The organism is Microbacterium sp. SLBN-111 (assembly GCF_049739645.1).
Taxonomy (GTDB): Bacteria; Actinomycetota; Actinomycetes; order Actinomycetales; family Microbacteriaceae; genus Microbacterium.
On the sequence record NZ_JBMGQH010000001.1, the window covers coordinates 775,006 to 797,343 of the forward strand.

Genomic DNA, 22,338 nt, shown 5'->3' on the forward strand with positions numbered 1-22,338 from the left:
TTGCGTGCGGGGCGCGGCGGCCGGGTGGAGGATCATGGATATATCTCGGGTGGAACTGGATCCAATTTTGCAGGATTGGATCCGCTGCTGTGTACCAAGCATGTTTCCGAGATGTAAAAGGTCGCTCAGTCCAGCGGCCCGCGGGCGGTCAGGCCGAGCACCGCTTCGATCCCCGCGGTGATCGAGAGCAGCTCGGCCTCGCCGCGGTGGCGGCCGACGACCTGCATGCCCACGGGCAGGTGCCCGTGGAATCCGGCCGGGGTGACGGCGACCGGGTGCGCCGTGACCGTGAAGCGGTTCGCGAGCATCTGCCACCGGAAATAGCGATCGTAGACGGCGTCGCCCACGCGCTCGACCCACTCGACCTCGGCCGGCGGCGCCACGACGGGCGTCGCGGGGGCGATGAGGACGTCGACGTCGGCGAACAGCCGCTCGGTCCGGCGGAAGACCTCGGTGCGCGTGCGCAGGGCGTCGGCCAGCTCTGCCGCCGTGATGCGCTCCCCCTGCCGGACGTTGCGCAGCAGGTCGGGGCGCATGAGGTCGGGATGGGTGGCCGCCTCTCCGCGGTACGAGGCGAAGAAGTTGTACATCTCGACGGTCTCCCAGGCGGCCTCGGCATCCGCGAGCTCGAGATCCAGGTCGACGATCTCGTACCCCGCGGCGGCGAGCGCGTCGCGCGTGCGGGCGTGCACGGCGGCGACCTCGGCCGAGATCGGCACTCCGCCCGCATCGCTGCTCCACCCGATCCGGACGGACCCCGGATGCCGCGGCGTCAGGGAGGCGAAGACGGCCGGGTCCTCCGCGATCGACAGGGGTGCCATCGGGTCGGGACCCGCCATCGCCGCGAGGGCGTAGGCGACGTCGTCGCTCGTGCGCGCCATCGGGCCGAGCACCCCGTGGGCGGTCCAGCCGTTGTCGAGCCGTCCGCTCGCGACGCGACCGGGCGTCGGCCGCAGGCCCACGACGTTGCAGAAGGCCGCGGGATACCGCAGGCTGCCGCCGCTGTCGGAGCCGTCCGCGAACGGCAGCATCCCCGCCGCGACCGCGGCCGCGGCCCCACCGCTCGATCCGCCCGCGTGACGCGAGAGGTCGTAGGGGTTGCGGCACGTGTCGGCGATCGAGCTGAACGTCAGCGTGCCGAGACCGGCCTCGGGGGTGTTCGTCTTGCCGATGACGAGCGCTCCCGCGCGTCGCATCCGTCCGACGACCATCGCGTCGGCGCGGGCGGGCGGCGCGTCGGCGTGGATCCGCGAGCCGTGCCGGGTGGGGAGCCCCTCGACGTCCAGCAGGTCCTTCACCGCGGTCGGCAGACCGTGCAGGAGCCCCAGCTCGTCGCCGCGCGCGACGGCGGCGTCGGCCTCGCGCGCCAGGGCGAGCGCCTCGGACTCGGGCACCATCGTGACGATCGCGGCGACCGCGGGGTTGTGCTCCTCGATCCGCGCGAGGTGCGCGCGCATGACCTCTTCGGCGGAGAACTCGCGGGACCGGATGCCGGCGGCGAGCTCACGCGCGCTCCGTCGGTGCAGGGGCGGGTCGGTGGGGGTCATGAGAGGATCTCCGTCCTGTCCAGGAGCGCGACGGGGCGCGCGACGAGCATGTCGTGAAGGCGGGCGTCGTCGACGCCGAGGCCCGCGAGGAGCGGGGCGATGCGCGTGAGCACGTGGCCGTAGCCCATGCCGCCGTAGCGCGTCAGCTGCCCCTTCGTCCAGACGGAGCAGCTGAGCGTGATCGCGGCATCGGGGCGGGCGGCGACGAGCGCGCCGAGGAAGTCGAGGCGCTCGCGGTCGGTGTGGTCGCGGATCCCGCCGCCGAACGAGTGGTCGCTGCCGAACGCGAATTCGACCACCGCGCCGGTGTCCACGACCTCGCACACGTAATGCAGGTCGAGCACCTTGTCGATGTTGCAGAAGAGGATGCGCTCGGGCGCGAGGCCTGCGGCGGTCAGGATGCCGGCGACCTCGGGGCCGCGGCGGGCGGCGGCATCCAGGCGAATGCTCACCGACGCTCCGGCCGCGGCGGCGGCGCGTCCCGCGGCGCGGAGGGCTCGCCCCTCGGCCGCGGTGATCTCCGCGCTCGTGCCGAGGAGCCCGAGGAGTCCGGCGCGGAACGACGTCCCGGGCACGGCATCCGTCAGCGCCGTCCGGAAGAGCTCGAACATCTCGCTCTCGTGGAGGTCGCGCCACCATGCCGGAAGGGTCTTGTCGATGTAGGAGCCGTAGGCCGCGACGATCTGCACGCCGCTGCGGCGGGAGATGTCCGGCAGATCCGCGTGCCGCGGCCCCATGCCCCACGACGTGGCCTCCACGACCGCGTGCAGGCCCGCGGTTCGAGCGGCGGCGAGTTCCTCGACGGCCGCGCCCGGCTCGTCGAGCGTGAGGTTGTCGGGCATCGACATCCAGTTCCAGCGGAGGTCGCCCCACGTCTCCAGACGCGGTGGACCGTCCAGGAACGAGCCGTCCGGGAGGGGGCGGGCGAGCCCGCGGGAGTCGGTGAGCAGATGCTCGTTGGTCGACGTCGGTCCCCACCCCTCCGCGGGGACGGGGCCGAGGACGGTCTCGATCACGCGCCGGCCGCTCGGTACACGGTGCGTCCGCCGACGACCGTGCGGCGCACGCGCAGTTCGCGGAGCGCCTCGACACCGGCATCCACGGGATCCGCCGACCACAGCGCCCAGTCGGCGAGCATGCCCGGGCGGATCATGCCACGGTCGTGCTCGGCGAGACTCGCGTACGCCGCGCCGGTCGTGTACCCGGCGAGCGCCTCGTCGACCGTGATCGCCTCGGACGGGTCGAGCGGCTCGGTCGCGTTCGCGACGTGCCGGGTCACGGCCTGCCACATGAGGTGGCGGGGGTCGAAGGCGAAGTACGGCCCGTCCGACCCGAGCGCGAGCACCGCGCCCGCGTCGATCCACGACCGCATGGGGTTGGCGCGTTCGGCGCGGTCCCCCAGCTTCTCGCGCAGGCCGACGCCGTTGTGCCAGATGATCGAGGGCTGGAGGGATGCCACGGTCCCCACGCTCCCGGCCAGACGCATCGTCTCGGCGCTCGGCTCGAGGTAGCCGTGGATGACCTGGTAGCGGTTCTCCGCGACCGCGGCGCCGGCGCGCGCGTACTCCCGCGCGACGAGCCCGATCGCGGCTCCCCCGACGGCGTGCGTGCCGACGCCCCACCCGTTCGCGGCGCAGAACGCGACGAGACGGGCGTACTCGGCATCCGGGATCCGCTGCTCTCCGCGGTAGCCGGTGGCATCCCACGGCTCATCCAGGAGGGCTTGGCCCTTGAGTGCCTCGCCGTCGGCGTACACCTTGATCGGGCCGAGGCGCAGGACGTCGTCGCCGAAGCCCGTCGATACCCCGGTCCCCGCGAGGTGGGCGATCACGGCGTCGACGTCGGGCGTGTCGGGCGAGCCGATCTCGAGGTACGGCATCGCGACGGTCCGCATGGTGAGCCGTCCGCGGCGGTGCGCCTCCTGGTAGCCGCGCATCTCGTCGGGCGTGACGGCGGGGTCGACGATCCCGGTGAAGCCCAGGGCGTGGAAGAGCGGCTGCACGAGGTCGAGGCCGGCGACGCGCTGGTCGAGCGTGGGCGGTTCGGCGCCGGTCCAGTCCTCGTCGTCGAACGTGCGGGCCATCGCGTCGATGTAGCCGTCGATGTCGACGTCGGCGGTGACGTGCTCGCTGCCCTTCAGGCCGCCGCGCTGCATGTGCAGGTGGGCGTCGATGAGCCCCGGGAGCACGACGCCGTCGAGCTCCTCGGTCTCGTACTCGGCCGGGAGCGCCGCGCGCACATCGTCGAGGTCGCCGACCGCGAGGATACGGCCCCCGTGCACCGCGAACGCCTCGGCGTGCGGCCGGTCGGGGTCCATCGTGCGGACGGGCGCGATCAGCAGGGTGGGGGCGTCGTTCCGGGGGGACGGGGTCATGCGGGGCTCCTCGGGCGGCGGTGGTTTACAGGGCCGGGCGGCGCGCCATCGTGTCGGCGGCCGCGCCCTCCCAGGTGAGACCGAACTCCAGCAGTGTGCGGTCGGCGCGGTACGGACCGACGAACTGCACGCCGATCGGCAGCCCCTCGGTCGAGAACGAGAAGGGCAGCGACAGGGCGGGCATCGCCGTCGCGGTGATCCGGCTGCAGGACCGCTGCCACGCGTAGTAGCGGTCCATCGCGACGCCGTCGATCTCGGTCGGGTACTCCCACTCGACCGGGAAGGGCAGCACCTGCACACAGGGTGCGAGCAACAGGTCGACGTCCTCGAACAGCGCCTGGAACCGGCGGAACAGCCGCGTGCGGGCCCCGGCGGCGCGCGTGATCGTCTCGGCCGTGAAGCCGCCGGCCCACGCGATGTCGTCCTTGAGCGTCTGCTTGACGAGGTCGGGGTGCTCCGCGGCCTCCTCGCCGTGCGCGTCGAGGAACTCCAGCGAGCGGAACGTCTCGAACACGAGGTCGGCCTCGGACAGGTCGATGTCGACCGGGGTGACCTCGGCGCCGAGGTCGGCGGCCAGACGCGCCGCCGCCTCGGTCGCAGCCCGCACCTGCGGGTCGAGGGGCAGGCCGCCGAGATCAGCGCTGTAGGCGATACGAGCGCCGGCGAACGGCCGGGGCTGCAGCGACAGGAACAGCGCGGGATCCTCGTCGATGGACAGCGGCGCCCGACGCTCCGGCGCCGAGATCACCGACATCAGCAGGGCGGTGTCGCGCACGGTGCGCGCGAGCGGGCCGAGGACGGAACCGGGGTCCCACGCGTTGCCGGGCCGGGCCGAGGCGACGCGGCCCGCGGTCGGACGGAGCCCCACGAGGTTGCCGAACGACGCGGGGTTGCGGATGCTGCCGCCGAGGTCGGATCCGTCGGCCATGGGCAGCATGCCGCTGGTCACCGCGGCGGCGGCCCCTCCGCTGCTGCCGCCCGCCGAGCGGGACAGGTCGTACGGGTTGCGTGTGATCCCGAAGACGTCGTTGAACGTGTGGGAGCCGACACCGAACTCCGGCGTGTTCGTCTTCCCGACGAAGACGCCCCCGGCACTGCGGATGCGCCCCGAGATGACGCTGTCGGCGGTGGCCACCGTGCCGACGTGGATGCGCGATCCGTGCGTCGTGGGGAGCCCCGCGACATCCATCAGGTCCTTCACCGCGAACGGCAGTCCGTGCAGCGGGCCCATCGAGAGCCCGCGCGCCTGGAGCGCGTCGAGCTCGCGCGCGCGGTCGATCGCCTCTTCGGGGCGATACGACACGATCGCGTTGACCGACGGGTTGATGGCGTCGATGCGCTCGAGGTGCGCGCGCACGACCTCCTCGGACGACACCTCGCGGCGGCGGATCGCCTCCGCCAGGGCGGACGCGGAACGGCGGGTCAGGTGCGACAGGCTCATGCGGCATCCTCGATCAGCATTCGGGCGATGTTCTCTCCCACCACGACGGCGGGCATGGCGGTCGTGGCGCGGGGCACGCGGGGCATGATCGCGCAGTCCGCGACCCGCAGGCCCTCCACGCCGTGGACCCGGCCGCGGGCGTCGACGACCGCGAGCGGGTCGCCGTCGACGCCCATCCGGCACGTTCCGACCGGATGCCAGTAGTTGTCGGGGTGCGCGTACAGGTGGGCCGCGAGCGCTTCCCGCGTGAAGGTGTCGGGGCCGGGGTGGATCTCGCGGCCCACGAGCGGCGCGAGCGCGGGAGTCGCGGCGAGGTCGCGCAGGATTTCCGCGCCGTCGATGAGCATCGCGACGTCGAGGCCCTCGGGGTCGGTGAGGAACCGGTGGTCGATGATCGGCTTGGCCTCGGGGTCGGTGCTGCGGATCCGCACGAACCCGCGCGAGCGCGGGAGGAGCGCCGAGGTCCCGATGCTCCACCGCTTCTCGTCGCCCCGGTGGGTGGGGCTGTACGGCAGGAAGTGCAGGTCGAACGCCTCGGTCTCGACGCTGGAGGCGGCCTTGCCCATCGCCTGCTCGTCGGGAGCCCACCCCGCCGCGCGGGCGGCATCCATTCCCGCGCTCATCCGCTCGGACCCCTCCCAGCTCAGGAGGAGGAACGGCTGGTCGTGGAGGTTCTCGCCGACGCCGGGGAGGTGCTGGACGACCGGGATGCCGAGCGGCGCGAGCTGCGCGGACGGTCCGATGCCCGAGCGCAGCAAGATCGTCGGGGAGTTGTAGGCGCCGCCGGCGAGGACGACCGTGCCCGCCCGGACCTCGACGACCTCGCCGCGGTGGTGCACCACGACGCCCGTCGCACGGCCGTGCGTGACGACGACCCGGTCCACGAGCGCCTCGCCGACGATGGTGAGGTTCGGGAGGGAGCGGACAGGGTCGAGGTACCCGAAGGCCGCGTTGATGCGGACCCCGTCCTGGATGTTCATGTCCTCGGGCGCGAAGCCCGCCGCCTCGTCGAGGTCATTCAGCGTCTCGACCCGCGGCATCCCGACCGCGGGGGCGGCGTCGTACCAGGCGTGCTGCCAGGGTGTGAGCTCATCGGCGGTGAAGCGGTGCACGCGCAGGCGGCGCATGCCCTCCTGGAACAGCGGCAGCAGGTCGTCCGCGGTCCACCCGGTGAGGCCCGCCTCGGCCCACGCGTCGTAGTCGCGGCGGTGCCCCCACGTCTGGGTGCAGCCGTTGACGTCGCTCGAGCCGCCGATGGCGCGGGCGCGCTCGAACCCGACCGTCCACGGGTAGGTGTCGCCGGAGTCGTACCCCCAGTCGTGCGAGCGGCCCAGCCGCGTCGCGTCGAGGAGGTCCGCCGGCCAGGCCGGATCCCCCTCGGGTCCGAAGTCGGGTCCGGCCTCGAGCAGGAGCACCTCGTGGCCCGCCTCCGCGAGGCGCGCGGCGACGACGCTCCCCGCCGTACCGCCGCCCACGACGACGTACGCCGCTTCGCGGGGCAGGCCGCTCGTCACGCGGGCACCACGGCGGCGTCGAAGGACGCGGTCACCTCGGCCGCTGTCACGAGGGCGTCGCGCTGCAGGTACTGGACCGCTTCGAGGGCGTTGTCGTGCGCGCGCTGCGTGGACCCGGCGACGCAATCGGTCACGACCCGCACGCGGTAGTCGTGCTGGTGCGCGTCGACCGCGGTGTAGTGGATGCAGACGTCGGTGAGACCGCCGACGAGCACGACCGTGTCGGCCTTGTACGCCTTCAGCACGATCTCGAGTTCGGTGCCGAAGAACGCCGAGTAGCGGCGCTTGCGGATGAGGAACTCCTCGGGCTGCGGGTCGAGCCACGCCGCGATCTCGGTGTCGGGGTCGCCCTCGATGCAGTGCGGGCCCTCGGAGCCGTCGAGCTCGCGCCCGATGTCGACGAGCGAGCGCTTGTGCACCTCCTGGATCCACACGACGGGGACGTCGGCCGCGCGGGCGCTGTCGACGAGCGCGCGGACGCGCTCGCGGCGCTCGGCGCGACCGCCCATGAGCACGGGGATCCCGCCCTCCTCGGGCGGGGTGGTGCCGGCGCCGCCCTGGATGTCGACGACGATCAGGACGGTGCGGCCGACCAGGTGGGCGGGGCCGATGGGGGCGATGTCGGTCATGAGGGCTCCTAGAGCGTCGGACGGTCGAGCAACCGCCGGGGGGTGTGGATGAGGATCTGGTCGGCGACCGCCGGGTCGCCGGCGATCTTCGCGATCGCGGGGCCGATGCGGGCGAACAGGTGGTCGTAGCCGCGCCCGCCGTTGCGGCGGAGGTTGGCCTGCGCCCACACGTCCTGCGCGATGACGAGCTGGTCGCCGTAGCCCTCGGACAGCAGCCACTCGACCATGTCGAGGCGCTCGGCATCCGTCGGGTTCCGGAGGTCGGCTCCGCCGTAGTAGAAGTCCGACCCGAAGGTGTCGTACGCGAGCACGGCCCCGGCCTGCGCGATGTCGCGGTGGTAGGCCTGGTCCCAGTACTCGTCGAGGTGGCCGATGATCACGCGGTCGGGCGACATCCCCTCCTCGACCAGCACCTCGAGCACCTCGGTCCCGGCCATGCCGCGGAACGACTGGTGGGTGTAGACGGTTGCCCCCGTCTCGGCCCCGGCGCGCGCCGCGGCGCGGAGCGAGCGCCACTCGGCATCCGTCACGGGGTAGCTCGTGCCGATCTCGCCGAGGAGGGCGGGGCGGATGCCGGTGCCGTCGATGCCCTCGCGCAGCTGCGTCAGCAGCAGCTCGGTGAGGGTGTCGACGTCGGCGGTCCGGACGTCGTCCGGCATCGTCGGCTCGACGTAGAACCCGGCCCCGACCATGACGTGCACGCCGGAGCGGCGGGAGATCTCGGGGAGTTCGGCCAGACGCCGGCCCATGCCGTCGAGGGTGAGCTCGACGACGCCCGATCCCCCGGACGTCACGACGTGCGCCAACTCCTCGGCGGCGACTTCGGGGTCGTGCAGGACGATGTTCTCGGGGATCGAGAGGAAGTTCCAGCGCAGGTACGCCATGAGTTCCGGGCCCATTGGCACACCCTCGGGCGGCAGCTCGGTGGGCGTCTTCGCCCAGATGCGCAGGTCGCTCAGCAGGTGCTCGTGCATCGACGTGCGGCCCAGGTCGGCGGCGTCGATGGGCCCCAGGACGGTGTGGATGGGCATCGGTCACTCCCCGAAAACGGCGCGACGCGGGTTGTCGCGATGGATGGCGTCGAGGACCTCGGGCGCGATGCCGGATTCGACGGCGATCTGCCGGAACTCCTCGAAGAGGAACGTGTATCCCGGGCCGCCGTACGCGCGCAGGTGCGACCGCTGGCACACGTCGTGCGACAGGAGGACCCGGTCGGCGTAGCCGGCGTCGATGATGCGACGGAGGTAGTCGATACGCCGGTCGATCTGGTGGCGCACGAGCGTCCCGCCCACGCGGCAGGTCATCAGACAGTCGTACTCCACGAACGCCCCGCGACGCAGCAGCTCGAGCGAGTAGTCGACGCTCTTGACCGTGTCGGCGTGGCCGATCACGACGCGCGACGGGTCGACGCCCTCCTCGGTCAGGATCTCGAGCTGTGCGAGGCCCGTCGGGAACGACGCGGCGTGGGTCGTGATGAGGGCGCCCGTCTCGCGTCCCGCGCGGGCGGCGGCGCGGAACGACCGCTCCTCGACCGCGGTGATGTGCGACAGGTCCGAGGCGATCTCGCCGATCACGCCCGCGCGCACCCCCGTGCCGGGGATCTCGTCGAGGAGGTCGGCGATGAGGAAGTCGGCCAGGGTGTTCGTCGGCGTCCGGTCGAACCACTCCTTGTCGAGGTAGGTGTCGTAGTAGTGGCCGGTCCCGAGGATGACCTGGATGCCACTGGCCTCCGCGGCCCGTCGCGTCGCCCGGACGTTCGCGATCGAGCGCGACCCGGTCCGCCGGTTCTGCTGCAGCTCCGTGATGTCGTCGCTCTCGCCGAACGGCGCCGCGTAGTCGCTGAGTTCGCCGTTCGTGAGGTCGATGAGCGTCGAACCGCCCGCGGCGCGGAACAGCGCCAGCTCGGCGAGCATCTCCTCCTCGACCGCGAGGTAGCCGTCCTGCGGGGTCGTGCGCGTCATGTTGATGTAGACGTGCTCGTGCGGCAGCGTGACGCCGAGCTGCTCGGGGGCGATCGGTCCCGAGACGCCGTGGACGGTGAGCATGCGAGTCAGGCCTCCGGGATCGCGATGACGACGCTCTTGGTCTCCAGGAACCCGCGCAGGCCCTCTTCCCCGAGGTCGCGGCCGAGCCCCGACTCCCCCGTGCCGCCGAACGACAGCGCCGGGTCGAACAGGTTGTACGTGTTGATCCACACCGTGCCGGCGTCCAGCGCGGCCGCCATGCGGTGCGCCCGGCCGAGGTCCCGGGTCCACACTCCCGCCGCGAGGCCGTACGCGGTGTCGTTGGCGATGCGGATGGCATCCGCCTCGTCGTCGAAGGGGATGATGCCGACGACGGGTCCGAAGATCTCCTCGCGGGCGATGCGCATGTCATTGGTGACGCCGGCGAACAGGGTCGGCTCGACGTAGAACCCGGGCTGGCGGACCCCGCCGCCGGCGAGGAGCGTCGCGCCCTCGTCGACACCGGCGCGGATGTAGCCGAGTACGCGCTCGCGCTGCTCCTCCGACACGAGCGGACCGACCGTGATGCCGCCGTCGAGGCCGTCGCCGACGGGGACGCGGCCCACGGCCGCCGTCATCCGCTCGGTCATCTCGGCGAGGATCGAGCGCTGCACGAGCAGGCGGCTCCCCGCGGTGCACATCTGCCCCGAGTGGCCGAACGACGCTCGCATCGCGGTGAGGACCGCGGCATCCAGGTCGGCGTCCTCGAACACGATGTTCGGGCTCTTGCCGCCGAGCTCCAGCGTCACGCGCGTGAAGTCGTCGGCCGCGGCGTGGGCGACCAGACGCCCCACCTCGGTCGAGCCGGTGAAGGTGATCTTCGCGATGCCGGGGTGCGCGGTGAGCGCGGCGCCGACCGACCCGTCGCCCGTGAGGATGCTCACGGTTCCGGCGGGAACGCCCGCCTCGATCAGGATGCCGCCGAGGCGCAGGAGCGTGAGCGGGGTGTCCTCCGCGGGTTTGGCGACCACGGGGCAGCCCGCGGCGAGCGCCGGGGCGAGCTTGAACGCGGCGGTCATGATCGGGAAGTTCCACGGCAGGATGATCGCCACCGGGCCGACCGGTTCCTGCACGGTGTAGACGTGGTGCCCTCCGCCGTCGACCGAGACGACCGTGCCGCCCAGGCGCGACGGCGCCCCGGCGAAGTGCCGGAACGTGCGCGCCGCCATCGCGGTGTCGGCGCGGGAGCGCTCGATCGGCTTGCCGTTGTCGCGCGTCTCGAGCACCGCGAGCTCTTCGAGCCGCTCCTCGATGAGATCGGCGACCCGGTTGAGGATCCGCGCGCGCTCGAGCGGCGCGAGCCCGCGCCAGCGGCGGTCGGCGTGCGTCGCGACGGCGAGCGCGACCGCGGCGTCGACGTCGGCGGCCGTGGCGTCGGCCACGGTCGTGAGCACTTCCCCGGTGGCGGGGTCGATCACCGCGCGCGCGGGGCGCTCGCCGAGCGGCATCCACTCTCTGCCGAGGAGGAACGGTTCGTACTCCGGCAGCGCGGTGACGGTGGGGCGAAGGCTCATGGGGGTCCTCAGAAGATCTCGAAGTACTCGCGCTGCTCCCAGTCGGAGACGTGGCGAAGGTAGCGGGCGAACTCCGCCCTCTTGATGGTCGCGTACCAGTCGACGACGACGTCGCCGAGCGCGGCGCGGAACACCGCGTCTGCCTCGAACGCGTCGATGGCGGCACCCAGGGAGGCCGGGAGCGACGGGGCGTCCGTGCGGTACGGGTCGGTGGTCGGCGCCGGCGGGATGAGACCCCGGTCGATGCCGTCGACGCCGCTGATCAGCTGCGACGCGATGTACAGGTAGGGGTTGGCCGCGGGCTCGCCCGAGCGGTTCTCCAGGCGCGTCGCGGGGTCGCCCACGCCACCGACGGCGCGGACCATCGCGCCCTTGTTGTCGATGCCCCACGCGATGCGGTCGGGCGCGAGCGAGTTCGGCTGGTAGCGCTTGTAGCCGTTGACCGTCGGGGTCGTGAACGCGGCCGCGGCACCGGCGTGCGCGAGCAGGCCACCCAGGTACGCCGAGCCGAGCAGCGACAGCGTCGTGCCAGGGGCGTCGGGGACGAACGCGCCGCGACCGGTCGCCCGCTCGGTGAGCGACTGGTGGAGGTGCCACCCGGTGGACGCGCCCTCGGCGCCCTGCGGGCGCGACATGAACGTCGCGTGATACCCGAGGCCCGCGGCGATGCGCCGGACGGCGGTGCGGCACAGGACGATGGCATCCGCGATCTCGGCGGCCGAGCCGGCCTCCATCGTGATCTCGAACTGGCTGGGGCCGAACTCCAGCTCGATCGAGCGCAGCGGCAGGTCGAGCAGCGTCAGCCCACGGTACAGCGCGTCGACGAGGGGCTGCATGCGGTCGAGCCCCTCCTCGAGCAGCAGCTGCGATCCGCGCGTGGTCGGGGCCGCGAGCGAAGGGGCACCCGGGCGGCCGGGCGCACCGACGTGCTCGGTGCCGAGGGCGGCGTCCTCGGCGCGGAAGACGTGGAACTCCAGCTCGGCGCCGACGGTCATGTCGTAGCCGCGCGAGGCGAGCGTGGTCAGCTCGTTGCGGAGGATCGTGCGGGTGCAGAACGGCACGGGGCTGCCGTCCGGGAAGTGCAGGTCGCACAGGATCCAGGCGGTCCCCGGCGCCCACGGCAGCACGCGGAACGTCGTGGGGTCGGGCACCAGCACGATGTCGCCGGCGCCGCTGAACCCGCCGACCCCGACGCCCGTCTCGGCGCTGAACACCGAGAAGACGGACTGCCCCGACGTGTCCTTCAGCAGCAGCGAACTCGGTGCCGTCACGCCCGAGCGGAGGGCGGCGGCGAGTCCTCCGCGCGCGATGGTCTTGCCGCGCAGGATGCCGTGCTGGTCGACGAACGAGAAGCGGACCATGTCGATGCCGAGCTCGTCCACGACGCGGCGCATCTGACCCGCGGCGGCGTACTTCGCCTCGCTCCACAGCCCGTGCCGGTGCACGAAGCCCTCCCGGTCGGCCGCGAGCATCGGCCGCGCCGAGATGCCGCCGCCGCTCTCCGAGACGGGGCGTTCGTCGACGTTGCGCTCACGCATCGACGGTCTCCTCGGCGGTCGCCTTCGGGGCGGCCCACGGCGAGGCGGAGCGGCGCTCCTGCTCGCGCTGGACCCAGCGCTCCTGCCACGCGTCGTTGGCCGCGATCGTGTCCATCGCGAGCGGCCCGGTGAGCTTCGCGGCCTCCTCGTCGCTCACGGGGTGCGAGGGCGTCCGCCCGCCCGCGGCGAACGAATCGATCGCGCGGAGGAGCAGGCGGCGGTTGGCGGTGACGGCGCGGTCCGAGACGCCGAGGCGCTCGACCGTGCGGTCCTGGATCGGACCCATGCTCTCCACTGCCCACTGGTCGTGGACGTTGATGTCGAGGCCCATGCCCGTGTACGTGAGGTCCTTCTGCTCCTGCGGGTCGAAACCCCAGTTGTTGTCGCGGTTGCGGATCGGCCGGTAGTCCGGCAGCGTCACGCCCTCGAGCCGCTGCTGCAGCAGGGTCTCCTTGTCGGTGACCTCGGCGAAGTCGTACCAGATCATGTACCAGTAGTGGTGCTCGTCGTCGATCGGCACGTGCCACTGCGTGAACACCTTGGTGTTGCCGAACGGCACGACGAAGGCATTGGGGAACATGAGGTTCGTCACGCGGACGTGCTTGATGTCCTCGGTGAGCTGGCGCAGCGCGAAGACGCGGAGGCCGTGCTCGGCGCTCTCGACCTCGATGTCGGGACGGTAGCTCTCGCCCACGAGCATCGAGAGCTTCTTGCCGGTGCCCTCGACCTCCTCGGCGAACTGCTGCCCGTACATCTCGCGCGGGTCCTCCTGAATGAAGCGGTGCAGGAACGACACGTGGCTCGGGTCGATGCCGCCCTCGAGGCCCTGCAGCCAGTTGCACTCCCACATGCCCTTGAAGGCGAAGGTGTACTCCTCCGGCGCGATGAAGCAGTCGTAGTCCGGGAACGGCGGCGGGTCGCCCGCGCCCATGTAGGTGAAGATGATCCCGTTCTTCTCCACGCACGGGTAGTTGGCGATGCGGATCTTGCCGAGGAACTGGCTGTGCTCGGGCTCGGCCGGCTGCTCGACGCACTTGCCCTCACCGTCGTAGAGCCACCCGTGATACAGGCACCGGATGCCGTCCTCCTCGAGGCGGCCGTACGACAGGTCGACCCCGCGGTGGGCGCAGTAGCGGCTGATGAGACCCCAGCCCTCGCGCTTCTTGAACAGCACGAGGTCCTCGCTCATGATGCGGACGGCCTTCACCGGCCGCTCCCCCGGCATCTCGGACACGAGCGCGGCGGGCTGCCAGTACGAGCGCAGCAGGTTGCCGAGCGGAGTGCCGGGACCGGACCGGGTGATCTTCTCGTTGTCTTCCTGCTTCAGCATCGCCGTCGCCTCTCGTGCTCTGTCGTGGTCGGTTTCGTGGGTGTTCCGGGCGGGTCAGGCCTGGAGGACGAGGACGGGGCACGCCGAACGCGAGACGCACACCATCATGCAGTCGTTGGCGGCCCGCTCCTGGGCCGTCAGGACGAAGTCGCGGTGCTCCACCTCGCCCTCGAGCACGCCCGTCTCGCAGCTGCCGCAGATGCCCTCTTCGCAGTCGGAGAGCACCTCGACTCCCGCCCCGCGCAGCACCTCGAGCACGGTCTGCTCGGGTTCGACGGTCACCTCGACGCCCGTGAGCGCGAGGCGCACGGCGAACGGCCCGCCGGGTTCGTACTCCACGACTGGCGCGGTGAAGTACTCCAGGTGCAGACGACCGGATGCCTCGGGCACGATGCGCGTGACCTCTTCGAGCATGCGCGCCGGGCCGCACGCGTAGACCGCGGCGTTCGGGTGGGCCGCGAGCTCGGCCTCGAGGTCGGCGCGGACGCCCTCGTCACGGGCGACGACATCGACGGCTCCCCCGGGGATCGTGGCGAGGACGTCGAGGAAGGCCATGCGGGTGCGCGAGGCACCGAGGTACAGCACCCGCCACGGCACGCCCGCCGCGGCGGCGGCGCGCACCATGGGCAGAACCGGCGTGATGCCGATGCCGCCCGCGAGGAACAGGTACTCGTCGGCGGGGACGAGGCCGAAATGATTGCGGGGACCGCGGAGCGACACGACGTCGCCCGGGCGGAGGCGCTCGTGCACGGCTCGGGAACCGCCGCGGCTCTGCTCCTCGCGCAGGACGGCGATGCGGTAGCGCGCCGAGCCGGGCTCGCCGCACAGCGAGTACTGGCGGACGGGGGCGCCGGGAAGGGCGAGGTCGATGTGGGCGCCGGGCGTCCATTCGGGCAGCGGTCCGTCGATGCCCTCGAGTTCCACGGACATCACGTCGGCGGTCTCGAGGGTCAGGGAGCGCACGCGAGCGCGCAGCTCTCCGGCATCCTCTCGAGTCGTCATGTTTGGATCCTAACAGATGCATATTGGATCCCGAATCATTCGCCTGGGAGCCAGTACCGCGTGGATTGCGTGGCATCCGTCACCCGTTCTGCTAGGTTCGCACCTCGTGGGATCGCGACCACGATCGACCGAGAGGGGCACCATGGCCGCACGGGGGGAAACCGAGATCACGGCGGCCGGGGGGCACGCGCTCGTCGACGAGATCGCCGCCAAGATCCGGGAACGCATCATGTCCGGCGACATCCCCATCGGCGCGCAGCTACGGCAGGCGGAGCTTGCCAACGACTTCGGCGTCAGCCGCACCCCCGTGCGCGAAGCGCTGCGCCAGCTTCAGACCGGCGGCCTCATCGAGGTGCTGCCCAACCGCGGTGCCGTCGTCCGCGTGCCGGCGCCGTGGGAGGTGCGCGAGGCCTACGAGGTGCGCGCCGAGCTCGAAGCCCTCGCGGCGGCCCGCGCCGTCGAGCGCATCTCGCGCAACGACGTGACGCGCCTCCGCGCGGCCAACCAGGACATGTACGACCGCTCCGTCGAGCGCGAGCGCGGCCAGAGCGACCCGGCCCTCGCCAGCCGCCGCGAGAACGACGTGTTCCACAACACGATCGCGCAGGTCTCCGCCAACGCGCGCCTCGCCCGCGCGATCGAGGAGATCAACGAGACCTTCCCCCGCAACGTCTCGGCTCAGCTGCTCGTGGGCGACGACCGCCACCGCGAGGAGAACTTCCAGGAGCACGTCCGCATCATCGACGCGATCGAGCGCGGCGACGCCGAAGCCGCCCGCCGCGAGATGCGCGAGCACGTCCTGAAGGCCGGCGAGCAGCTGGCCCGCTGGTACGAGCGGCGCTCCGCGACGGTGTTCACGGGCTAGGTCCCACTGAGACCAGCGTGACACCTGGTGTCACGTCAGTCTCAGTAAGTCACCGGCGGGACGCCTGCGGACACGTCCGTCACCGGGCGCCTGTACCTACGCCCGCGCGCCCAAGCGCTCGGCCAGGTGCTTCTTCGTCGACACACCGAGCTTCCCGTAAGCGCTGCGCAGGTGCGACTTGACCGTGTTGGGGCTGAGGTGGAGCCGGGCGGCGATCTCGAGGTTCTTCAACCCGTCCACCGCGAGCTCGACGACATCCATCTCCCGTCCGCTCAGCTCACCCGGGTCTCGCACGAGCGTGCGGGGCGGGAGCGACCGGATGCGATCGGCCATTTCTTCCTCTCCCCCGGCGGCGACGACATCCGCCGCCTGCCGACGGATCTCCGGAGGGCTGTTCAGGAACGGTGAGAAGTGACCGTGCGAGAGCGCGAGCCGCGCGGCTCGCCGGAGGTGCGCGTCCACGTTCCGACCGGGATCGATCTCGGCGGCCAGGAGCAGGGCGGGGATGAGGACACGCGGAACGGACTCGTCGACCTCGAGGAGGGGAGGCAGGACCTTGCGCGCCTGATCCGCCCGCCCGCGGTCGACGAGATGGCGCGCCCGGACGATCGCTTCCAACTGCGGGAGGAGCCACGTACGGTCCGATGCCGCGTCCGCCGTGGGCTCGCTGCCGCTCTGCGCGGGCCGTTGGAGCTGGACGATCAGGAGCTGGCGCACGGCCGCGACCATCTCGGCGTGCGCGGAGGATCCGGCGCCCCGCGCCGCGAGCGAGTGGACGAAGCCGTCGAAGTCGGCCAGGAGGGCCTCTCGCCCCTCCCGCCGCGCGGCGGCCAGCGAGATGCGGGCGACGAAGTACGGCACCCAATACGCCGGGGTGTCGGCGATGCACACCCCGGCGAGCAGGGCGGAGGCGCGCGTGTGATCCAGCCGGTCCAGGTGGATCCACGCCTGCGCGATCAGGCCCGGTCCCGACGACGGATCCGCCACGTCCGATCCCGACCCCGGAGCGACCGCGTCGAGGACGGCGGACGCATCCCGCCCGCGCCCCTCCAGTACGGACAGCAGCGCCGCGCCACCGCCCGAGGCGGCAGCCGACCCGCGATCGCCCGCTCGACGCGCCGACTCCAGAGCGTCGGTGAACTGCGCGAGCGCGTCCGAGAACCGTCCGACCTGCACGTACGTCGCCGCCCACTCGTACTGCAGGGACGGAAGCGAGGGCGCGAGCCCGGCCACGACGTCACGAGGAAGGGTCGACAGGAAGTGGCGCGCGGCGTCCACGCGTCGGGCGGCGATCGCCGTCCGTCCGAGTGTGCGGGCGGCGACGGCATGCCGCGTGAGCGACCGAAGTCGGTGCAGCGGCCCGCCGCCGGAGACCCCGCGGACGGTGGCCTGATCGAGATGGTCCTCGAGATATCGGCGGTAGTGGCGCAGCTGCGGGTTCCCGCGGAGCACCTGCTCCGACATGGCGTCCAGGGTGAGGAGAAGTTCCCTCGGGTGCTCGCTCCGCAGCTCGTCCCAGTGATCCGCCAGAACCCGCAGCACCGCATGACCCCCGCCGGCGTCGCGCGCGGCGAGGAGACGATCGAGGGAGCGAGTGTCGGCGGGTGCGGACATGGGCTATCGGCTCGCCACGACGGCCGCGCCGTGGGGCAACACATCGAACGCGGCGACGTTCTCCCTGACGACCCGCCAACGCCGGGACGTCGAGCCACGGGCGTAGAGCCGCGCGTCGGCCCCGAGCGCGTAGACGGCGGTGCGGCCGTTCGGGAGCGTCGCGGTCCGCACGCGCGCGGGGCGGGCACGGCGGGGGATCGACTCGGCCACGACCTCGGGACCGGGCTCATGCCCGTCGTCACCGTCGGCACGATACCCGCGGATGCCGCGGGCCACCTCGTCCCAGTCCTCCTGCCCCGGCACCAGGCGGCGCAGGACACCCGTCGCTTCGAGCGCGAAGAGAACGCGGACACCCGACGGATCGACGAGGGAGCGCACCTCCGTGACACGGGTGCCCGAGGGCAGAGGCGCAAGGTACTGAGGCGGCATCCCGAAGGCGTCCACCACCACGACTCGAACTCGACCGCGGCCGACCGTCTGCCTCAGCCGAGGCGCGGGCACCAGGCCCGCCGACAGCGTCGGCGACGGCACCAGCGCCGTACCGGCGATGGATGGGCGCTGACCCGACAGTGCACCGCTCCTCATGAACGCCCCCCGGTTCGCGCCTCGCGGAGATCGAGGGAGATCTGGGGTTCGTGAGTATCCATCGATGATTCCTCAGGGGTCGTGATCCAGCCCGCGAGACGTCTTTCAGAACGCGGCTGCGAATCGTGGCCACCAGCCTGAGGCGGCACCGATGCCCTCGCAAGACGCGCTCGCGGATTGGCGACAAATGGGTACGACGGTGTCGCTTTTTCTCTCCGGAGACGCGCGAAACGCGCCCCGGCGCGCGGCGGAAGGTCGGCGATGACCGCTCCGGGACCACGCGGGTCGTGGTAAGTGGCTCCCTCAGCCGACCACGAGCGGCGCCGCCATCAGCACGGCCGAGGCTCCCATCGCGAGCGGCGGCAGCCGTGTGACGAGCGGCCGGTCGCGGTGCGCCGTGGCGAACAGTACCACGCCGCCGACGGCGTACGCGGCCACCCCGGCGAGGGTCAGCACCACCAACGGCATGGCCCCCGCCCCGTGATGGGACGAGCCCGGGGATGCCGGGACGTGCGCGGCCAGCAGAAGGGATGCCATGAGCACGGCGCCGAGCGCGTCGAACGCCCGCATCCGCCGGTCGTTCCCCCGCCGCGCGCGCCCCGGAGCAACCGCGACGAGCGCCGCGAACAGCAGCGCCGCCGCCCAGAACACCGGCGGCACGCGACCGCCGCCGACGACCATGTCGCCCATCGCGAGGAGCATGAGCGCCGCGATGAACAGCTCACGCACGCGCGCGGCGGGGCGGTCGGCGGCGACGCAGCACGCGCCCGCCGCCGTCGCCACCAGCGCGCCGACGTGCAGGACCTCCCCCATCAGTGCCCGTGGTGCTCGTGCCCGTGGTGTCCGTGCCCGGAGTGGTCGTGGTGCTCGTGCCCGCCGGCGTCGTGCCCGTGGAACGCGTGGCCCTCGGCCACCGCCCCGCCGGACCCGGCGCTCGGAGCGTGGCAGTGATCGCCGCCCGAAGACGGCGGCAGGTCGAGCGACGGGTTCCGCGTGAAGAAGCCGTCCGGCTCGAAGCGCAGACCGATGCGGTGCACCGGCATGATCGGCCACTCCTCGGGCTTCGGGTAGTGGTGCACGCCGACGATCGGCCACAGCACGAGCTCGGCGCCGTCGAGCGGGCGATCGGCCTGCTGCCAGGCCGTGATGCCCTCGGCCTCGAGCGGAGCCTGGTTGGGGTAGTCGCCCGTGATGAAGCGCTCGTTCGGGTCGTACGCGGTGGCCCAGAGGTGCTTCGAGACGAACGGCGCCTTGCGCGCGACGATGCTGCCGGGCTTCGCGAACAGACGCGTCGTGTGCATCGCCGACAGGCGGTACGCGGTGCTCTCGCCGAAACGGTTGGTGCGCTCGGTGTTCTCCACCCGCCAGTGCACGGCGCGGGACGCGTCGGCCATCCGACCGGCATCCTTCTCGGACGCGATTACTTCGGAGACCATCTTGACCGCGTTGCCCCAGGGGTTGAGCTCCTCGTCCTCCTCGACCTCGGCGTGCACCTCGACCAGGCGGTTCTTCGGTCCGTCGATCGCGGTGTCCATGCGCACCGCGAAGTAGTGCTGGTGCGTGGGGGCCTGGACGTTCGGGCTGACCATGCGACCGTACGCGGGCATCTTGCCGTCGTCGATCCCGGACACCGACAGGATGCCGGTGAGCTTGATCTCCAGTTCGATCGAGCCGTCCTGGTAGAGCGACCAGTAGAAGCCGTAGTCGTAGTTCGCGACGGTGGCGAAGAACGAGATGACGAGGCGCCGCGAGCGGCGGACGTCCGCCTCGCCCGTGCGGGTGTTGACGTGCTTCCAAAGGATCGACGAGTCCTCCTCGTGCAGGCACACGCCGTTCGTGATGGTCTGCGCCTCGCCGACGCCGTCGAGCACGTGGGCGTCGAAGTAGTGGATCTCGCCGAGGCAGTCGCATCCGAGTTCCAGGGATGCCGTGAGGGGACCGGCCCCGTACTCGCCCCAGTCGAAGAAGTTCTTGCGGTACGCCGTCGGGTCGGAGTCGAGGTACGGCACGTACATCTCGTTGACCGCGGCGCGGCGGAGGACGGGACGCTCGACGTCGCCGTCACGGTAGGCGATGTCGTGCAGGACGAGTCCCTCGCGGTGCGTGAAGCCGATGCGGAACGACCAGTTCTGCCACGTGACCTTGTGACCCTCGACGGTGAAGCCGGGGCCCTCGGGCTGCGTGATCTCGAGCGGCGCGACGTGGCGGTCGGGACCCCAGGTGCCCGAGCGATAGTTGCCGCCCTCGCTCGCCATCGGGAGGACGCCGTGGTCCTCGAGCCGGATGATGTCGAGCGTCTCGAGGTCGAGGATCGGCACGAGCCCTGCGACCGGACGCGCGTAGCCGTTGTCGTCGGCGCTCTCGCGGTACCAGACGGTCCCCCACGACAGACGGCGGTCGGCGAGGTCCTCGGGCTCGAACCCGGTGATGGACTCGGGGTCGACCCACACGTGCGTGGTGTCGGTGATGCCGCGCTTGGCGAGGGCCTCCTTGAGCAGGGGGTGCTCGCGCGCGGCGCGGGCGATCGCGCGCGCCTCATCGCTCGAGACGCCGGGGCGCTTGGCATCCACGGGGCTCCAGGATGCCAGCGAGGCCTCGGCGCGGTCGATGCCCGAGGTCCAGCCGGTGACCTCCCACGCCGCGTGCGCCGCGGGGTTCATCACGATCAGGCGCACCGGGCGCCCCTGGCCGGGGGCGAGGCTGCGGGCCAGACCCTCCTCGACGGCGATGCCCCAGAAGCGCGGTTCGGCGCCGATGCGGTCGTCCGCGCGCACCAGCGCGGTGATCTCGACGATCTCGCTCGGGGTGAGGGGGTCGCTCCAGTACCGGTCGGCGGTCATCGGGTCTCCTTGCTGCGGTGGTGCGGGCGATGCGGGTGGGTTCAGGATGCCGGGACGAGGGCGGCGACCCCGTCGGCGCGGGGGTCGCTCGCGGCATCGCGCACCCCGGCGGTGCGCGATCGGCGGACGATCTGGACGTGGCCGGCCTCGTCGGCGGGCCCGGGGAAGGACGCGATGCCGAGTCCGAGGAACTCGGCGCGCTCCACGACCTCCGGAGCGACACCGGGTTCGGTGACGAGCGTGAGGCGGTCGTGGCCGAGGTCGCGGTCCCCGATCACCCAGCGCGGACGGCCGAGCAGCTCGTCGAGGTCGACGGCGGGGTCGGTCGCGTCCGGGAGGAGCTGGGCGAGGATCCACGGCTGAGCGCGGCCGCCCTGGCATCCGGCCACCACCGTCAGGTCTCCGCGGTCGACGATCGCGGGGGCGAGCGTGTGCGGCGGACGGGCGCCGGGGCGGATCGCTGCCGGCGAGGCGGGGTCGACCGAGAACGCGCCGCCGCGGTTGTGCAGCAGGATGCCGGTCGCGGGGTCGAGCAGTCCAGAACCGAAGGTCTGGTACACGCTCTGCACGATCGTGACGGCGTAGCCGTCGTCGTCGATCGCGACCACCGCGGCGGTGTCGCCCTGCGGCCGGGGCTCGAGCGGGCCCTGGAAGGGACGCGCCTCGAGCGCGAGCATCGCCTCGACGTCGACGGTGACCCGCGGCGGGATCGCCGAGGTGCGCGCCGCGCGCCTGGACGCCGAGGACGCTCGCCTCGAGCAGCTCCGCCGCGCCGGGCTCGCGCTCGCTCGCGGCGGCGACGCCCACGAGGATGGCCCCCACGGACGGCGGCGGCGCGACGCTGTACCGGGCGTCGCCGATCTCGCGGGTCAGCGCCTCGGTGACCTCGGGGCGGTAGCACGCGAAGTCCTCCGCGGTGTGGGTGCCGCCGTCGGCGCGCAGCGTCGCGACCAGCGACCGCGCGATGTCGCCGGCGTAGAAGTCGTGGGGGTCGGCCGCCATCCGGCGCAGCGACCGGGCGAGCGCGGGCTGGACCAGCGCGTCCCCCTCGACCAGGAGCGCGCCGTCGCGCGTGAAGACGTCCCGGAGCCCCGGGTCCGCGAGGATCGCGTCGGCGCGCGACACCAGCGCGCGGTCGAGACCCGCGCTGACCGTCGTGCCCTCCTCCGCCGCCGCGGCGGCGTCCTCGAGCGCGCGCGCGAGCGGCAGGGCGGCGCCGAGTCCCGCGATCGCCTGCCATCCGGCGAACATCCCCGGAACCGTGACCGACCCGGCCCCGGCGCGCGGGACCTCGGTCCAGGCCGCGGCGACGTCGGCGATCGCGGCGGGCGCGGTGCCGGCCGCGACGACGGCGACGGTGGAGCCGTCCGGGCGGCGGACGAGGGCGATGAGGTCACCGCCGACGGCGCACTGGTGCGGGTACACCACGGTGAGCATCGCGGCCGCGGCGAGCGCCGCGTCGAGCGCGTTGCCGCCCGCAGCGATCGCGGAGCGTCCCGCCTCGACGGCGGCGTGGTGCGGAGCGGCGAGCGCGATGGTCAT

Annotated in this window: 18 protein-coding genes and 1 pseudogene; 1 reads left to right on the top strand and 18 read right to left on the bottom strand. The window is 72.5% G+C overall.

Annotated features, from left to right (window positions below; translation table 11 throughout):
• Positions 1 to 125: 125 nt before the first annotated feature.
• Genes RKD05_RS03670 through RKD05_RS03725 form a run of 12 tightly spaced genes read right to left on the bottom strand, consistent with a single transcriptional unit; the run spans position 126 to position 14,892 of the window.
• Positions 126 to 1,547, bottom strand: coding sequence for an amidase (locus RKD05_RS03670; protein WP_424708089.1), 1,422 nt, complete (start codon positions 1,545 to 1,547; stop codon positions 126 to 128).
• Complete coding sequence (locus RKD05_RS03675) at positions 1,544 to 2,563, bottom strand: hypothetical protein (RefSeq protein WP_424708090.1); 1,020 nt, start codon at positions 2,561 to 2,563, stop codon at positions 1,544 to 1,546. Before RKD05_RS03675 ends, RKD05_RS03670 begins: the two co-directional genes overlap by 4 nt.
• Entirely contained in the window at positions 2,560 to 3,921 is a 1,362-nt protein-coding gene (locus RKD05_RS03680) for an amidohydrolase (protein WP_424708092.1), read from the bottom strand. Before RKD05_RS03680 ends, RKD05_RS03675 begins: the two co-directional genes overlap by 4 nt.
• A 25-nt stretch (positions 3,922 to 3,946) precedes the next feature.
• The gene (locus tag RKD05_RS03685; RefSeq protein ID WP_424708094.1) at positions 3,947 to 5,362 is read right to left on the bottom strand and encodes an amidase family protein; all 1,416 of its coding nucleotides are present in this window, start codon (positions 5,360 to 5,362) and stop codon (positions 3,947 to 3,949) included.
• Entirely contained in the window at positions 5,359 to 6,876 is a 1,518-nt protein-coding gene (locus RKD05_RS03690) for a GMC family oxidoreductase (protein WP_424708096.1), read from the bottom strand. The genes RKD05_RS03685 and RKD05_RS03690 overlap by 4 nt, the downstream gene beginning before the upstream one ends.
• Positions 6,873 to 7,505: a cysteine hydrolase family protein gene (locus RKD05_RS03695; protein WP_424708097.1), complete on the bottom strand. Its 633-nt coding sequence runs from the start codon at positions 7,503 to 7,505 to the stop codon at positions 6,873 to 6,875. Before RKD05_RS03695 ends, RKD05_RS03690 begins: the two co-directional genes overlap by 4 nt.
• Before the next feature lie 8 nt (positions 7,506 to 7,513).
• Positions 7,514 to 8,536: a phosphotriesterase family protein gene (locus RKD05_RS03700; protein ID WP_424708098.1), complete on the bottom strand. Its 1,023-nt coding sequence runs from the start codon at positions 8,534 to 8,536 to the stop codon at positions 7,514 to 7,516.
• Positions 8,537 to 8,539: 3 nt separating this feature from the next.
• Positions 8,540 to 9,550: a phosphotriesterase family protein gene (locus tag RKD05_RS03705; RefSeq protein WP_424708100.1), complete on the bottom strand. Its 1,011-nt coding sequence runs from the start codon at positions 9,548 to 9,550 to the stop codon at positions 8,540 to 8,542.
• Positions 9,551 to 9,555: 5 nt separating this feature from the next.
• Positions 9,556 to 11,022 (bottom strand): aldehyde dehydrogenase family protein, encoded by a 1,467-nt coding sequence (locus RKD05_RS03710; protein ID WP_424708102.1) that lies wholly within the window; start codon positions 11,020 to 11,022, stop codon positions 9,556 to 9,558.
• 8 nt (positions 11,023 to 11,030) lie between these two features.
• Positions 11,031 to 12,560: a glutamine synthetase family protein gene (locus RKD05_RS03715; RefSeq protein WP_424708104.1), complete on the bottom strand. Its 1,530-nt coding sequence runs from the start codon at positions 12,558 to 12,560 to the stop codon at positions 11,031 to 11,033.
• Positions 12,553 to 13,890, bottom strand: a complete 1,338-nt coding sequence (locus RKD05_RS03720; protein WP_424708106.1) for a Rieske 2Fe-2S domain-containing protein — start codon at positions 13,888 to 13,890, stop codon at positions 12,553 to 12,555. The genes RKD05_RS03715 and RKD05_RS03720 overlap by 8 nt, the downstream gene beginning before the upstream one ends.
• A gap of 54 nt (positions 13,891 to 13,944) precedes the next feature.
• On the bottom strand, positions 13,945 to 14,892 hold the full coding sequence (locus RKD05_RS03725; RefSeq protein ID WP_424708107.1) for a PDR/VanB family oxidoreductase: 948 nt from the start codon (positions 14,890 to 14,892) through the stop codon (positions 13,945 to 13,947).
• 142 nt (positions 14,893 to 15,034) lie between these two features.
• On the opposite strand from RKD05_RS03725, the gene RKD05_RS03730 reads away from it, so the two are divergent.
• Entirely contained in the window at positions 15,035 to 15,757 is a 723-nt protein-coding gene (locus RKD05_RS03730) for a GntR family transcriptional regulator (protein WP_424708108.1), read from the top strand.
• Between the two features lie 96 nt (positions 15,758 to 15,853).
• Here RKD05_RS03730 and RKD05_RS03735 read toward each other — a convergent pair whose 3' ends face one another.
• From RKD05_RS03735 to RKD05_RS03760, 6 genes and pseudogenes are all read right to left on the bottom strand, one after another.
• The gene (locus RKD05_RS03735; protein WP_424708109.1) at positions 15,854 to 17,371 is read right to left on the bottom strand and encodes a helix-turn-helix transcriptional regulator; all 1,518 of its coding nucleotides are present in this window, start codon (positions 17,369 to 17,371) and stop codon (positions 15,854 to 15,856) included.
• A gap of 3 nt (positions 17,372 to 17,374) precedes the next feature.
• Positions 17,375 to 17,956 (bottom strand): hypothetical protein, encoded by a 582-nt coding sequence (locus RKD05_RS03740; protein ID WP_424708111.1) that lies wholly within the window; start codon positions 17,954 to 17,956, stop codon positions 17,375 to 17,377.
• A gap of 303 nt (positions 17,957 to 18,259) precedes the next feature.
• On the bottom strand, positions 18,260 to 18,769 hold the full coding sequence (locus RKD05_RS03745) for a hypothetical protein (RefSeq protein WP_424708113.1): 510 nt from the start codon (positions 18,767 to 18,769) through the stop codon (positions 18,260 to 18,262).
• Positions 18,769 to 20,796: a primary-amine oxidase gene (locus RKD05_RS03750; protein WP_424711762.1), complete on the bottom strand. Its 2,028-nt coding sequence runs from the start codon at positions 20,794 to 20,796 to the stop codon at positions 18,769 to 18,771. The genes RKD05_RS03745 and RKD05_RS03750 overlap by 1 nt, the downstream gene beginning before the upstream one ends.
• Positions 20,797 to 20,837: 41 nt before the next feature.
• Positions 20,838 to 21,473: a gamma-glutamyltransferase gene (locus tag RKD05_RS03755; RefSeq protein WP_424711764.1), complete on the bottom strand. Its 636-nt coding sequence runs from the start codon at positions 21,471 to 21,473 to the stop codon at positions 20,838 to 20,840.
• Between the two features lie 85 nt (positions 21,474 to 21,558).
• Positions 21,559 to 22,338 (bottom strand): annotated as a pseudogene (locus RKD05_RS03760) (gamma-glutamyltransferase); the annotation flags it as partial.